Below are 13,607 nucleotides of genomic sequence, written 5' to 3'. Positions count from 1 at the left end.
CGCGGAGGGCCGGCATTACGGTCATACCGCCCGATGGATGCAGCCGTACGGTGCAACTGGTCCGAGGTTGCGGTCGGCACCCGGCGCGGCAGCCGTCAGCGCGCGAGGGACACGGCGAACGGCTGGAATCCGCGGCGGCGCAGGAGGTGCGGGCCCAGGAGGATGAGCTCAGTGAGCGAAGCGGCTCACACAGACGGCTCTGGCCTCCCGCCGCCGAGGTCTTGACGCCGCGGACTGGTTCGGGGGCGCTATTTCCGCATGTAGTCCTCGGCGGCGTCGACGATCAGGTTTTTGACCGCCTCCGGCTGGGAGAGGAGGGACACGTGCGAGGAGTCGATCTCAACCGTCTTGCGGGCATTCGCCCGCTTTGCTTCGAATCGCTCCAGACTCGGATTGATCGCCCGGTCCTGCTTGCCGACAAGGGCGTAAACGGGCTTGTTTCGCCATGCCGCGCCGGTGAGCTTGTCCGTGAACGCCGACAGCGCGATCGGACGCTGTGTGACTGCCAGAATGTCGGTCCGACTCGTGGGCAGGTCCTCGGCGAAGACCAGGTGCAGTCTGTCCGGCTGTATATACGCGTCCGTGCCGGTAGTGCCGTCGCCATTTCGGAAGGGCACCTGCTTCAAAGCCTTGGTGAGTTCAGGGGGAGCAAAATTCGCCGAGAGGCTGGAGGACGACTCATCCACATCGGGCATGATCGCGTTGATGTACACGAGGGCCTTGACGTTGTCGTTTCCGACGGCAGCCTGCGAGATCACCTCTCCGCCATAGGAATGACCAACCAGGACGATCGGTCCCTTGACGGACTCCAGGAAACTCGCGAGGTAGGTCGAGTCCTGGGGAATGCCGCGGAGGGGGTTGGCCGGTGCGGCCACCCGGTAGCCGTTCTTCTGGAGCCGTTCCGCGACGCCGTTCCAGCTCGACGCGTCGGTGAAGGCACCGTGTACGAGCACGATGGTGGGCTTCTCCCCGCCGGGATCACCACTCGGACCACCGGACTGCGCCATGACGGCCGCCAGGACGGAGGCGGTTCCCGATACCGCCAGAAATGCCGCACCCCAACGAACGATGTTCAAGTCGCGGCGCGACTTCCAGGATATTCGCATGCCACTCCTTCTGCGCGAAGGCGTCAGACGACGCCCGGGATTCCAGAGTCGAGGACACCAGTCGGCTCGTCTCCGTGTACGGGCCATCCGAGTGAACGCACCCCAGCGGCCCGGAGTCCTCCCACCTTCCCGAGCACCCTCGACCAGGACTGAACTGCCCCGACTTTCGTGGAGTCCGCGATCGTGTGATCAAGCGACTTGCGGGTGTTGCTCCAGTCCCGTCCAGTACGCCTGCTCGTACTCGTCGGGCGGCATGTAGCCGAGGGCGGAGTGGAGGCGCTCGCTGTTGTACCACGCGACCCACTGGAAGACGGCCCGCTCGACCTCGTCGAAGTCCCGCCACGGCCCCTGATGTTCGATCAGTTCGGCCTTGAACGTGCCGTTCAGGGCCTCGGCCATCGCGTTGTCGTACGAGTCCGCGACGGACCCGACGGATGCCGAAGCGCCGACCTCGACCAACCTCTCGGTGGCGCCCTTGCGTCCGTACCGCGTGGCGATGTACGGCTGACGGACCGAGTCGGAAATCGGTGGAGTCGGCCCCATCCCGACCGGGAGCGGTCGACAGCCCCGCTGGCTGTGCAGCGCGGCGACAGCCATCTCGAACACCTCGCAGAGGCAATGGGTTCAGTTGACCGGCAGCTCGTCGTTCTCCCGTCGGGAGGCTGTGCCGAGCAATGTACGTGCGACGTCTTCCAGCGATCCGAGCAACGGGTTGGGGTCGTCAGCGCGCGTGACGAGCACGACCTCGCAAGGATCGATGTCGATGACGGGCACCAGGGCGATGTCCTCGCGCACAGCAGCGCGTCGATCGCTGGCCGGGAAGATCGCGACACAGTGGCCGGTGGCGATGAGTTCCAGCTTGTCCTCAAAGCTGTCGTCGATCGCGGGCGGGGGTGGTGCTGGGCGGTTGCCGACGGGCTTGGGCGTGCTCCAGAGGACCGGAGTGCTGACGCAGCCGACCAGTTCCTCGTCCGACAGAGCCCGCAGGCTGACGGTTTTCTCGTTCGCCAGATGATGACGTGCCGACGTGACCAGTACCCGCGACTCCTCGTGGAGTCTGGTCACCCGGAAGCCGTCCGTGGGCAAGGGCAGGGGCCTGTACGCGACGAGGGCGTCGACCCGCCCCTCGGCGAGGGCGCGCGTGTCCCGCCAGTCGAGGTGCCTGGTGCGGACCTGGCCGTCAGGGTGCCGGCGGCGCAGTTCCTGCACACAGACGGTGATGACCAGTCCTTCGGCGCAGCCGACGGTGATGGTAGGGGGATGGACGGCGGCTCTGGCCGTGTGAGCGGCTTGCTCGGCCTCTTGGAGCAGTATCCGGGCCCTGGGAAGGAAGGCCTGGCCGGCGTCGGTGAGGCTGCTGCCTTGCGGCGAGCGGTCGAATAGCCGGACGCCGAGCTGAGCCTCCAGTCGCTGGATCTGACGGCTCAGTGACGGCTGCGCCAGGTGGAGCCTGGTGGCGGCCCGGCCGAAGTTGCCGTACTCCGCCACGATCGTGAAGTAGCGCACGAGTCGCAGGTCGAGGTCCATTCGCCCAGGGTACGTCGCGCGCCGTCATGCGCCTGGGACATGACGGCATGCGGAACAGGTCTTGGACAGGGTGTGCGGGTGGATATTTGACTTGAGGGCATGACCACTTATGACGGCAAGAAGATCGTGATCACGGGCGGGGGCAGCGGTATTGGCCTGGTTACGGCCCGGTTGTTCGCGGACGGTGGGGCGCACGTACTGATCACCGGCCGTACCCGATCCACCCTGGACGCCGCGCTGGAGCAGTTGGGGGACAAGGCGATCGCCGTCCGCAGCGATGCCGCGTCCCTGACGGACATCAGGGCGCTGGCCGGCACGGTCCAGGAGCGGTTCGGCGTGGTGGACGCGCTGTTCGTCAACGCCGGTGTCACTGCGTCCGCGCCGTTCGACTCGACGACGGAGGAGATGTACGACGCGCTGTTCGGCGTCAACGCCAAGGGCCCGTACTTCACGGTGCAGGCGTTGGCGCCGCTGTTGCGCGAGGGAAGCGGCGTGGTCCTCACCACGTCGGTGGTGAACGTCCTGGGCCTGGACGCGCTCAGTGTCTACTCGGCGAGCAAGGCAGCCCTGCGGTCGATGACGCGCACCCTGGCCCGTGAGCTGCTGCCGCGCAAGGTGCGCGTCAATGCCGTGAGCCCCGGGCCGATCGACACGGGCATCCTGGACCGCTCCTTGCCTGCCGACGTCGTCGAGATGATGAAGGACACCTACCGGAGCACGATCCCGATGCAGCGGCTGGGGGCGTCCGAGGAAGTGGCCGCCGCGGTGGCGTACTTGGCGTTCGGTGCGACCTTCTCGACGGGAGCGGAGTTCCCTGTCGACGGAGGGGCTTCGCAACTCTAGGTGCTCTGACCGCATAGGTTCGCCGGGTCGTTCAGGCCGCGGTGGCGAGGGGGCGTCCGCCCCAGCGGACGCTCTTCTCGCTGCGGATGCAGGCGCGTTCCTTGCGTTCGGCGGTCAGGACGTCGCGGTGGCGGGCATTGGCGTTGCGCCAGCACAGGTAGGCGTGCAGGGCCCGGGTCTGAGTCGTGTGGTTGGGGTGGTTCGAGTTGGCGATGGTGAACTGCCGCAGCGGTCCGAAGTGGGCCTCGATCGGGTGCCGTGAAAGTAACGCACCCCGTGGGTGCGGTGATAGGTCGCGGGATGCCGCTCGGGCTGGCCTTGCTCGGCCCAGCACGACCCGGCGGTGGGCCGGATGCCGAGCGGCCCGAACTCGTCGAACGCGAACGTGCGGTCCGGGAAGTGTTCCAGGACGTGCTCGATCCGGTCGAGCTTGGCGTCGTACTCGGGATCGGTGGACTTCGGTCGCCCCGGTGCTGCGTCGGCGTTACGGGGTGGAGTTCTGTGCTGTGGCGAGTGCCTGGATGTGGGTGGGGACGACGCAGGCCTGACGGGCGAGCAGGTCCGCGAACGTGGTGGTCAGCGGGTCCGGCCGGGTGCGGGTGTAGGCGGTGAGGGTGCGGCGGACCGGCGGGTCCGGCAGGCGCAGCAGGCCGTCGAAGTCCAGGGGGACGATGTTGGCCGGGACCAGGGCCGGTCCGAGTCCGGCGGCGGCGAGCAGTGGTGCGGCCGAGGTCTGCTCGGCGTGGACGGCGGTCGTGGGGGTGAAGCCCGCCTGGCGGCAGGCTTGGTCGAGCAGGTCGGCGAGCCCGTTGCCGGGGGCGTAGCGCACCCAGGCGCGGTCGGCCAGCATGGCCAGTGCCAACGGTCCCGGCGGTTGGCTCGCGAGCGGGTCGTCGTTGGGCAGCACGATGACGAACTCCTCGATGCCCAGGTCGCGGATCGGTCCCTCCCAGTCGGCCGGGGTCGGGCCGATGGCGAGGTCGGCCTGTCCTGCTGCCATCGCGGCCTGCAGTTGGTCGGCGTGCGCGAATTCGCGCAGCCGGATCCGCACGCCCGGGTGCTGTCGGCGCCAGGCGCGTAGGACGGGCGGCAGGATGCCCAGGCTGACCGAGTAGACGGTGGCGACCTCCAGTTCGCCGCCCTCCAGTCCGGCCGCCCGCCGCGCGGCGGTGTGCAGGCGCTCGCTCTCGGCGAGTGCGGCCCGGGCGTGCGGCAGCACCGCGCGGCCCATCGGGGTGGGCCGGATCGCGCGCGGCAGGCGTTCCAGCAGCGGGCCGCCGAGCGAGCTCTCCAGCGCCCGGATCTGGTGGGACAGGGCCGGCTGTGTCACGTGCAGCAACTCGGCCGCCTGTGTGAACGAGCCGGTGTCGACCACGGTGACCAGGTATTCGAGCTGCCTCAGCGTTGCCATGAACAGATTTTATCGTGCTGAGAGAAAACAAGCCTTGGACTCATCAGTCGAGGTCGGGAGAGGGTCGGGACAAGCCCACTACCTCTCCTTGGGAGTTCGACATGACAACCTCTGCGGATCTCGCCGGACAGCGCCTGGTCGTCGTCGGCGCCGGTTCACGCACCGGCCGGCTGCTGGCCCAGACCGCCTCGGCGGCCGGCGCCGACCTGGTCCTCGCCGGGCCCGACCCGCGCAAGCTCGAATGGACCGCCGGCGAGCTGGCCGGCCCGGCCGAGGTGGTCCCGGTCGACCTGGCCGACGAGGCCTCGATCGCTGCCCTCGCCAAGCGGGTCGGCCGGTTCGACCACCTGGTCTCGACCGCCGCGATGCCCGCCAACGGCCCGCTGGCCGAACTCGAACTCGCCGACGTGCAGCGCGCTTTCGCGGCCAAGGTGATCGGCCCGCTGCTGCTCGCCAAGCACCTGGCCGGCCAGGTGCGCGAGGGCGGCTCGTTCACCTTCTTCTCCGGCGTGGCCGCCTGGCGTCCCGCCCCCGCCCGGACCGTGATGGCCACCACCAACGGCGCGCTGGCCTTCCTGGTCCAGGCCCTCGCGGTGGAGATCGCCCCGGTGCGCGTCAACGCCGTCTCCCCCGGCATCGTCGACACCGGCTCCTGGGACGGACTCGGCGCCGGCAAGGAGGACTTCCTGCGCACCATCGCCGAACGCAACCCCGCCCGTCGGGTCGGCACCCCGGACGACCTGATCAAGGCCGTCCTCTACGCCATCGACAACCCCTACGTCACCGGCACCGTGCTGCACGTCGACGGCGGCGGCCGGCTCGCCTGACGGGAGGCGAACTGATGGATCTTCACCTGCACGACAAGGTCTTCCTCGTCACCGGAGCCTCCGCGGGGATCGGCGCGGCCACGGCACGGCTGCTCGACGCCGAGGGCGCCACCGTCGTCGGCGTGGCCCGCCACCCGGAGGGCATCGACGGATCGGGGCCACGCACAACGGGCCTGGCCGCCGACCTGACCCTCCCAGGTGCCGCCGAGCGCGTGGTGGGCGAGGTGCTGGCCCGGCACGGGCGGCTCGACGGCGTGGTCAACAACGTGGGTGGACTGCAGGCCCGGACCGGTTTCCTCGACGTCGCCGACGAGCAGTGGCATCGGACCTTCGACCTCAACTTCCACTCCTGCGTGCGGATGACCAGGGCCGCCCTGCCCGCGCTGCTGGAGCGCGGCGGCTCCCTCGTCCACGTCACCAGCGAGGCCGCCCGGCTGCCCGACGTCCCGCTGGTGGACTACGCGGCAGCGAAGACCGCCCTGCTCTCGGTCTCCAAGACACTCGCGGTCGAGTTCGGCCCGCACGGTGTGCGCTCCAACGTGGTCTCGCCGGGCCCGACCCGGACCCGGCTGTGGGATGCCCCCGGTGGGTTCGCCGAGCAGCTCGGCGCCCAGTTCGGCCTGGAGCCGGACGCCGCGATCGACCACTTCGTGCGCGAGGTCCGGCGGCTGCCCACGGCACGGTTGGGCGCCCCGGAAGACGTCGCCCGCGTCATCACGTACCTGCTCTCCCCCCTCGCCCGCCAGATCACCGGCGCGGAGTGGGCCGTCGACGGCGGCGCCCTGCGCCAGCTCTGACACACCGCCATCACCTTCTCTTCCTAGGAGTACTCTCATGCGTTCCCGTACCCTGATCCGCGCCGTCGCCGTCGCCGCCTCGGTCGCCGCTCTGGCCGGCGGCACCGTCGCGGTCGCCTCCGCCCACGACGACGGCACCCGCTCCACGCACGCCTGGCCGCAGCGCCTGATCGACCGCTCCCCCGACCTGGTCCAGCCCGAGTCGCTGACCGTCGACCACTCGATCGGCCAGCGCCGGGCCGCGCAGGAGGTGCACCTGGCCCAGCAGCTCTACACCTTCTGGAACACCGGGCAGCAGAAGTACCTGGACGCCGCCATCAGCCCCCAGTTCAAGGACAACACGCTGCCCGCCGGCCGCCCGCAGGGCCCCGCAGGCCCGGTCTTCGCCTCGAAGAACTTCCGCACCGCCGTGCCGGACCTGACCTGCGAGCTGTCCGACGTGCTGGTCACCGGCGACAAGATCACCGCCCGGATGGTCTTCCACGGCCACTTCACCGGCACCTTCAACGGCGTCCAGGGCAAGGGCCAGAACGTCGACTTCAACGCCATCGACATCCAGCACGTCGGCACCGACAAGATCATCGAGGACTGGCACATCGAGGACAACCAGACCCTGATGAGCCAGCTCGGCGTCAACAACTGATGCCCGCCGTCCTGTACGCCCTCGCGGCGGCGGCCTTCGCCATCGGCACTACCGAGTTCGTGGTGGTCGGCCTGCTCCCCACGTTGGCCACCGCGCTCTCGGTCCCGGTGCCGACGGCCGGGCTGCTGGTCACCGGCTACGCCGCCGGAGTCGCCGTCGGCGGGCCGCTGCTCCCGGTGATCCTGCTGCTCCTCGCGCTCGTTCTCGCGGGGGTGGCACAGGCCGGCCCGAACCGGGCGCTGACGATCGTTCTGCTCGCCTCCTGGGGCGCGGCCGGTTTCGCGCTGGTCCCCGCGCTGCAGGCCCGGGTCGTCGCGATCGCCGGTCCGGCCAGCACACTGGCGGCCACCCTCAACATCGCGGCGTTCAACCTCGGCATCGCCGCCGGCTCCGCCACCGGCGGTCTGCTGATGGACGCCGGCCGACTGCGCACCAGCCCGGCGCTCGGGGCCCTGTGCGCCCCTCTGCGCCGTACTGCCGGCCGTCCTCGCGACGCGGACCGCCGGCCGCGCTCCTGTTCGGCCTCGGTAAATTGAGGTGGCGTCGGGTCTCTGTTCGGTATCCGTTGCCGGGCCGCACGCCGACCGTGCGCTGTTCCTCACCTGCGCGTTTCGCGTGCGGCTGTATCCAGGATCACGAACGGGAGCACGAAAGTGCCTTCCACGCTGGGAAGATGAGGCTTGTCGAAGGTCTCTGTCAGCCCAGCGGGAAGGCACCTTTCTACGTGCACACGACTGGGTCGCGTCCCAGGCTCGTCGTCTCCACCGACGGTCGCGGAGTGGTCGGCCATGCCGGATCCCGCTTGCTGGCGGATCTCGCCGAGGCCACCGGCCTCACGCACGCCTTCGGCGAGGCCCTGCGGCGACTGCGTCCTCGCGGCACCGGGCACGACCCGAGACGGATCGCGGTCGATCTGGCGGTGATGCTCGCCGACGGCGGCCAAGCGATCGCCGCGCCCAGCTCTCCCTGTTCGACCTCGACGAGGGCATGCGCCACCAGGCCCTCCTCACCGACACCCCCTGCGGCCAGGGCTCCCTACAAATACTGGAGGTCCGCCACCGCGCGCACGCCCGCATCGAAGACCGCATCCGCTGCGGCAAGACCACCGGATTCAGCCGCTTCCCCTCCCGCCACTTCCAGATCAACGCAGCCTGGCTGGAACTCTCACTGGCAGCCATCGACCTCATCGCCTGGACCCAGACACTCCTCCTGGACGGCGAGTTGGCCACCGCCGAACCGAAGAAGCTCCGCTACCGACTGCTGCACGCCGCCGCACGCATCACCCGCGGCGCCCGCCGCCTGCACCTGCGGATCGCCGCCACCTGGCCCTGGCGCCACGACCTGACAACCGCCTTCACGCGACTGCAGACCCTGCCCAGGCCCGCCACCTGAACCAAGACACCGGCCCCTACCCGCCCACGAACCGAGGACTCCTGGAGACACCGGCCACCGCGTCGGCCCCTCGGCATGCCCAGGACCCACACGCAGCCGAGGAGACTCCGCAATGTCATCAACCCCGCTCAGGCCAGCCCAACTGAAACACGGAGGCTAGGCATAACTTCAGGTCGCGTCCGGATCATGATCGGAACGGTCTTCCAGCGGGCTCACGGGGCGAAAAAACTCCACGATCTTGGAAGTCCATGCCTGCCTTACGTCCGGGTCGACCAACCCGCCGCAGACGGTGACCGATCAGACGATCCGTCACTTTTTCGAGCCCGTCCGGGTTATGAGTAGAAATCATCAATTACGGTGCGCACCGCTATGAGCTCTTGAGCATTGCCCCCTCCCGCGCTGCCAATACCCGATTGGCCTACTTGGATTGCCGCCCCCAGCGGAATGCGTCGATCATAATCGTGCAACACTCCCGGCCAGAATGCTTCGCCTGCCACCCCGAGAGGGAGCGTCCTCGCGCACGCCAGCCAGCGTTTCAGCGTGCCTCAGCCGACTCTCAGTGAACGGTCAAAGCGCCGACGACTGCGGGACCAACACCATGAAAGGATGCACTCGGCATGGCGAATGCGGAACTCAGGAAGGTCCTTATCACGGGAGCGGGCACCGGCTTCGGGTTCGAAGCCGCTATGCGCCTGGCGGAGAAGGGCTTCGACGTGATTGCGGGGGTGGAGATCTACGCCCAGGTGCAAACACTGAAGTGGCAGGCAGCCGAGCGCGGGGTAGAGCTTCAGGTCGAGAAGCTCGACGTCACGAACGACGGTGACCGTCGCAAGACTCTCAACTGGGGTGTGGAAATCCTCGTAAACAACGCCGGAGTCGGCGAAGGCGGCTCCACTGTTGACATTCCCGAGTCGAACATTCGGCACCAGTTCGAGGTCAACGTCACCGGGCCCCTGGTCCTCACTCAGGGGATCGCCAAGCAGATGGTCAAGCGCGGGGCAGGCCGCATCGTCTGGGTTTCTTCGAGGGAGGGCCTGAACGTCAACCCGTTCACCGGCATCTACTCCGCCTCCAAGCACGCAGTCGAGGCGATCGCCGAGACTATGGCCTACGAGCTGCAGGAGCACAACATCGAAGTCGCCACGGTCAACCCTGGCCCCTTCTTGACCGGGTTCAACGACCGCATGTTCCAGACCTGGGAGAGCTGGGACGATGACCCGTCCCAGCGGCTCTTTGACTACTCCAAGCTCTCCTTCCCCCGCGCGCAGTTCGACCCCGAAGCGGTCTACGCGACGTTGACGGCCGTCGCTGCCGGCGAAGTAGACAGTTACCGCAATTTGGAGCCCAAGTCGATACTTGATGAGACCAAGCATCTTCAGGAGGTTCCGTGGGAGCGCAAGATCACGGACGGCCTTGGGACCCGACACCCGGCCATCCGGCATTCCTACGAGATGAGGCCGGAGACTCCTGTCGCCGGGTGACCCCCGCTCCGCAGGTGACCGCGGGCAGAAGAGGTTCCTGAGTTGCACCGGCGGTCGCGCACCGCCCGTCCTCCCTTGCTGCAAGAGTGCTCGTGCCCGAGGACGGCCGGGTTGTGGAAAGCAACAGCAGTCATTTCGTGAAGACCAACGGTGGACCGGGCTGTCACACTCCGAGCCATGCACTGCCACGAGCGCACAACACTCACGAAACGCCGAAAGGACATCAATGCCTGTCAAGCCGACCGTGCTGCAGGATCGCTATCGCAATCGCGGCACCGCGTACACCCTGGAGGAGCGGGCGAGACTTGGGATCACCGGGCGACTGCCAGCAGCTGTCGAGAGTCTCGATGAGCAGGCCGACCGGGCCTATACACAGCTCCAGCAGCAGCCTTCCGACCTGCACAAGTACATCTACCTCAATGAGGTCCACGACCGCAATCAGGTGCTGTACTTCAAGTTGCTCGCCGACCACCTGCACGAGTTGCTGCCCGTGGTCTACGACCCCACCGTCGGCGAAGCGATCGAGAAGTGGTCCGTCGACTACCGCGACTCGCGCGCGGTGTACCTATCGATCGACCGTCCTGAGGACGTGAGAGCTTCGTTCGAGTCGCTCGGCCTTGGTGCGGACGACGTCGATCTGGTCGTGGTATCCGACGCCCAGGAGATTTTGGGTATCGGGGACTGGGGCGTCAACGGGGCCGACATCTCCATCGGCAAGCTTGCCGTCTACACCGCCGCGGCTGGCATCCACCCGAACCGGGTCATCGCCGTCAACCTTGACGTGGGGACAGATAACGAGCAGTTGCTCAACAGCCCCTCCTATCTGGGAAACCGGCACGCACGGGTGACCGGAAAGCGGTACGACGACTTCATCGCTCTCTACCTCAAGACAGCGTCCGAGTTGTTCCCGAACGCGCTCCTGCACTTTGAAGACTTCGGGCCGTCGAACGCCCGGAGGATCCTAGTGGAAAACGCCGACAAGTATCGGATCTTCAACGACGACATGCAGGGCACCGGCGCGATCGTCATGGCATCGGTCTTCTCGGCCCTGAAGGTGACTGGGGGACGCTGGTGCGAGCAGCGCCTAGTGGTCTTCGGCGCAGGAACCGCTGGGACCGGTATGGCCGACCAGATCTACGCAGCCATGTTGCGTGACGGCGCATCGCCCGAACAGGCGAAGAGCAACATCTGGCTCGTGGACATCGACGGCTTGGTGACCGACGACATGCAGGACCTGCCTGACTATCAGCAGGTGTATGCACGGCCGAAGTCCGAGGTCAGCGAGTGGTCTGACGGTGAGATCGATCTGCTCACCACCGTCAAGCACGTAAAGCCAACCATCCTCATCGGTACTTCTACCGCTCACAACGCGTTCACTGAGGAGGTCGTGAGGGCGCTGGCCGCCGGCGTCGAGCGCCCCATCCTCCTGCCGCTGTCCAACCCGACGAGTCGCATCGAGGTCATGCCGTCGGACGCGTTGCCCTGGTCCGAGGGCAGGGCTCTGGTCGCAGTCGGCATCCCCGTCGAACCGGTGGAGTACAACGGCGTCTCCTACGAGATCGGGCAGGCCAACAACGCCCTCCTCTACCCCGGACTCGGCCTCGGCACGATCGTGTCCGGTGCCCGCCACGTGACGGACAACATGCTGCTCGCTGCCGCCGAAGCGGTGGCAAGCCAGGTCGATGTGTCACGGCCTGGGGCATCACTCCTGCCGCCGGTCTCAAACCTCAGGGCCTCGTCCGCGACGGTCGCGCTCGCCGTCGCCCGCGCCGCAGCGAAGGACGGTGTCGCCACGAGGTCCCCCGCCAACCTCACTCAGGCGGTCCAGGACGCGATGTGGGAGCCGGTCTACCCCACGAGCGATCCGGAGGACCGGCGATGAGCGACAACCAGTCGACTCCCGCGATGAAAGACCTGCCGATCAGGATCCAGGCCAGCGGAAAGCGACCGGAATTCGACAGCATGGGCACGGTCGAGGTGCCGGCAGACCGGTACTGGGGGGCACAGACGCAGCGGTCGCTCATCCACTTCTCCATCGGCGATGACCGAATGCCGAAGGAGGTCTACCACGCCTACGGCTACGTGAAGAAAGCGGCAGCACTTGTCAACGCCAGCGCCGGGCGGTTGCCCGAGTGGAAGAAGCTGGCCATCGTGCGGGCCGCGGAGGAGACCATCGCGGGAGAGCTTGACGAGCACTTTCCCCTCTTCGTGTGGCAGACGGGGTCCGGCACCCAGAGCAACATGAACGTCAACGAGGTCATCTCCAACCGTGCGTCGTATCTGCTCGGCGGCACGCTCGGGACCCAACAGCCGGTTGCCCCGAACGATGACGTCAACATGGGGCAGTCCAGCAACGACAGTTTTCCGACTGCCATGCACATTGCCTCCGTGCAGGAGGTCGACGACCATCTCCTTCCCCAGGCCCGTGAGCTTGCCGCTTCCATCGAGGCAAAGGCCGAGGAGTGGGCCGAGGTCGTCAAGATCGGCCGTACGCACCTCGAGGATGCAGTACCGCTTACGGTCGGGCAGGAGTGGTCCGGTTATGCCGCGCAATTGCGCGCCTGCATCGCGGAGATCGAGCACGGTCGCCATGGCCTGCTCGAACTGGCCCTAGGCGGAACGGCCGTCGGCACGGGACTGAACGCGCCCAAGGGATTCAGCCGTGACGTAGCAGCGCAGATTGCCGAGCTAACCGGCAAACCGTTTGTCACGGCCGAGAACAAGTTCATGGCACAGGGGTCGCTGGACCCGATGGTACGGGCGCACGGGGCACTGCGCGGACTTGCCGTGGCCTTGATGAAGATCGCCAACGACATGCGATGGCTGGCCTCGGGTCCGCGCACCGGGCTCGCCGAACTGCTGCTTCCCCAGAACGAGCCCGGCTCCTCGATCATGCCCGGCAAGGTCAATCCGACCCAGTGCGAAGCCATCGTGATGATCGCGATTCAGGTACTCGGCAACGACTCCACGGTGGCCTTCGCCGGCAGTCAGGGCAACTTCGAGCTGAACGCGATGCGCCCGGTGATCATTAAAAACTTCCTCCACTCCGCGCGCATCCTCGCCGACGGGATGCAGAAGTTCCGGACGTTCTCCGTCAATGACACGAAGCTCAACAAGGAAAAAATCGCGCAGTACGTGAACGAGAGCCTGATGTTGGTCACGGCGCTAAGCCCTGTCATCGGCTACCAGAACGCCGCACACATCGCCGAGTCCGCGCTGGCCAATGACCAGACGCTGAAAGAGGCCGCTCTGGCAAGCGGTCACGTCGACGAGAAAACATTCGACTCCATTGTCGATCCGCTCTCCATGGTTGGCCAGGGCCCTTCCGGTGCCTGATTCCAGCGTGCCCCGGGTGGAGGCTGAACTGTTCCGGGGTCTCCGGAGGATTTTGACCTCGTCGTTTCAGCACCGCGGTCGCTGTGGGCGGGACAGGGCTCCGGCAAAGTGACAGATCGTGCGATCAGCCACGGTCTGCGGTGGGTGAGTCAGCCCGCACATGAGGCAAGCACAGACTTCCAGGATCACGGAGTTCTCGACGCCCCGTGCTCCTGCTGGAAGACCATGCCTGCCGCCACCTCAT

At 67.3% G+C, this 13,607-nt stretch carries 12 protein-coding genes and 2 pseudogenes; 9 read left to right on the top strand and 5 right to left on the bottom strand.

Annotated elements, in window-relative coordinates; all coding sequences use genetic code 11:
* Positions 1-248: 248 nt before the first annotated feature.
* From ACIOJE_RS18090 to ACIOJE_RS18080, 3 genes are all read right to left on the bottom strand, one after another.
* The gene (locus ACIOJE_RS18090) at positions 249-1,106 is read right to left on the bottom strand and encodes an alpha/beta fold hydrolase (protein WP_400777198.1); all 858 of its coding nucleotides are present in this window, start codon (positions 1,104-1,106) and stop codon (positions 249-251) included.
* A 189-nt stretch (positions 1,107-1,295) separates the two neighbouring features.
* Positions 1,296-1,703 (bottom strand): integrase core domain-containing protein, encoded by a 408-nt coding sequence (locus tag ACIOJE_RS18085; RefSeq protein ID WP_280684555.1) that lies wholly within the window; start codon positions 1,701-1,703, stop codon positions 1,296-1,298.
* Positions 1,704-1,730: 27 nt separating this feature from the next.
* Positions 1,731-2,633: a LysR family transcriptional regulator gene (locus ACIOJE_RS18080; RefSeq protein WP_400777196.1), complete on the bottom strand. Its 903-nt coding sequence runs from the start codon at positions 2,631-2,633 to the stop codon at positions 1,731-1,733.
* A gap of 99 nt (positions 2,634-2,732) precedes the next feature.
* Between ACIOJE_RS18080 and ACIOJE_RS18075 the strand changes: the two genes are divergently transcribed.
* Entirely contained in the window at positions 2,733-3,476 is a 744-nt protein-coding gene (locus tag ACIOJE_RS18075; protein ID WP_400777194.1) for an SDR family oxidoreductase, read from the top strand.
* 31 nt (positions 3,477-3,507) lie between these two features.
* Here the strand turns inward: ACIOJE_RS18075 and ACIOJE_RS18070 are convergent.
* Together ACIOJE_RS18070 and ACIOJE_RS18065 are read right to left on the bottom strand one after the other, a co-directional pair.
* Positions 3,508-3,935 (bottom strand): annotated as a pseudogene (locus ACIOJE_RS18070) (IS630 family transposase); the annotation flags it as partial.
* Positions 3,936-3,960: 25 nt separating this feature from the next.
* Positions 3,961-4,887: a LysR family transcriptional regulator gene (locus ACIOJE_RS18065; RefSeq protein ID WP_400777192.1), complete on the bottom strand. Its 927-nt coding sequence runs from the start codon at positions 4,885-4,887 to the stop codon at positions 3,961-3,963.
* 101 nt (positions 4,888-4,988) lie between these two features.
* Between ACIOJE_RS18065 and ACIOJE_RS18060 the strand changes: the two genes are divergently transcribed.
* The 8 genes and pseudogenes from ACIOJE_RS18060 to fumC all read left to right on the top strand — a co-directional run bounded on the left by ACIOJE_RS18060 (position 4,989) and on the right by fumC (position 13,363).
* A complete protein-coding gene (locus tag ACIOJE_RS18060; RefSeq protein WP_400777190.1) occupies positions 4,989-5,714 on the top strand; it encodes an SDR family oxidoreductase in 726 nt (241 codons plus the stop codon).
* 14 nt (positions 5,715-5,728) lie between these two features.
* Complete coding sequence (locus tag ACIOJE_RS18055) at positions 5,729-6,511, top strand: SDR family NAD(P)-dependent oxidoreductase (protein WP_400777188.1); 783 nt, start codon at positions 5,729-5,731, stop codon at positions 6,509-6,511.
* A gap of 37 nt (positions 6,512-6,548) precedes the next feature.
* Entirely contained in the window at positions 6,549-7,154 is a 606-nt protein-coding gene (locus tag ACIOJE_RS18050) for an ester cyclase (protein ID WP_400777186.1), read from the top strand.
* A complete protein-coding gene (locus ACIOJE_RS18045; protein WP_400777184.1) occupies positions 7,154-7,690 on the top strand; it encodes a hypothetical protein in 537 nt (178 codons plus the stop codon). The genes ACIOJE_RS18050 and ACIOJE_RS18045 overlap by 1 nt, the downstream gene beginning before the upstream one ends.
* A gap of 391 nt (positions 7,691-8,081) precedes the next feature.
* Positions 8,082-8,546, top strand: a pseudogene (locus ACIOJE_RS18040) (transposase); the annotation flags it as partial.
* Positions 8,547-9,163: 617 nt separating this feature from the next.
* The gene (locus tag ACIOJE_RS18035) at positions 9,164-10,027 is read left to right on the top strand and encodes an SDR family oxidoreductase (protein WP_400777183.1); all 864 of its coding nucleotides are present in this window, start codon (positions 9,164-9,166) and stop codon (positions 10,025-10,027) included.
* A gap of 226 nt (positions 10,028-10,253) precedes the next feature.
* Positions 10,254-11,909 (top strand): NAD-dependent malic enzyme, encoded by a 1,656-nt coding sequence (locus ACIOJE_RS18030; RefSeq protein WP_400777182.1) that lies wholly within the window; start codon positions 10,254-10,256, stop codon positions 11,907-11,909.
* Between the two features lie 23 nt (positions 11,910-11,932).
* A complete protein-coding gene (gene fumC, locus ACIOJE_RS18025; protein WP_400777255.1) occupies positions 11,933-13,363 on the top strand; it encodes a class II fumarate hydratase in 1,431 nt (476 codons plus the stop codon).
* The last annotated feature ends 244 nt before the right edge of the window (positions 13,364-13,607 follow it).

This window comes from Kitasatospora sp. NPDC087861 (genome assembly GCF_044742585.1).
GTDB lineage: Bacteria > Actinomycetota > Actinomycetes > Streptomycetales > Streptomycetaceae > Kitasatospora.
Note: the sequence above shows the minus strand (reverse complement) of the source record. Positions and strands in the feature narration are given on the sequence as shown.

Excerpts from the sequence above, each read along its gene's own strand:
- ACIOJE_RS18045 (WP_400777184.1), top strand. The coding sequence starts at position 7,154 with ATGCCCGCCGTCCTGTACGCCCTCGCGGCGGCGGCCTTCGCCATCGGC.
- ACIOJE_RS18075 (WP_400777194.1), top strand. The coding sequence starts at position 2,733 with ATGACCACTTATGACGGCAAGAAGATCGTGATCACGGGCGGGGGCAGC.
- ACIOJE_RS18090 (WP_400777198.1), bottom strand. The coding sequence starts at position 1,106 with ATGCGAATATCCTGGAAGTCGCGCCGCGACTTGAACATCGTTCGTTGG.
- ACIOJE_RS18035 (WP_400777183.1), top strand. The coding sequence starts at position 9,164 with ATGGCGAATGCGGAACTCAGGAAGGTCCTTATCACGGGAGCGGGCACC.
- ACIOJE_RS18060 (WP_400777190.1), top strand. The coding sequence starts at position 4,989 with ATGACAACCTCTGCGGATCTCGCCGGACAGCGCCTGGTCGTCGTCGGC.
- fumC (WP_400777255.1), top strand. The coding sequence starts at position 11,933 with ATGAAAGACCTGCCGATCAGGATCCAGGCCAGCGGAAAGCGACCGGAA.
- ACIOJE_RS18050 (WP_400777186.1), top strand. The coding sequence starts at position 6,549 with ATGCGTTCCCGTACCCTGATCCGCGCCGTCGCCGTCGCCGCCTCGGTC.
- ACIOJE_RS18085 (WP_280684555.1), bottom strand. The coding sequence starts at position 1,703 with ATGGCTGTCGCCGCGCTGCACAGCCAGCGGGGCTGTCGACCGCTCCCG.
- ACIOJE_RS18065 (WP_400777192.1), bottom strand. The coding sequence starts at position 4,887 with ATGGCAACGCTGAGGCAGCTCGAATACCTGGTCACCGTGGTCGACACC.
- ACIOJE_RS18030 (WP_400777182.1), top strand. The coding sequence starts at position 10,254 with ATGCCTGTCAAGCCGACCGTGCTGCAGGATCGCTATCGCAATCGCGGC.
- ACIOJE_RS18080 (WP_400777196.1), bottom strand. The coding sequence starts at position 2,633 with ATGGACCTCGACCTGCGACTCGTGCGCTACTTCACGATCGTGGCGGAG.
- ACIOJE_RS18055 (WP_400777188.1), top strand. The coding sequence starts at position 5,729 with ATGGATCTTCACCTGCACGACAAGGTCTTCCTCGTCACCGGAGCCTCC.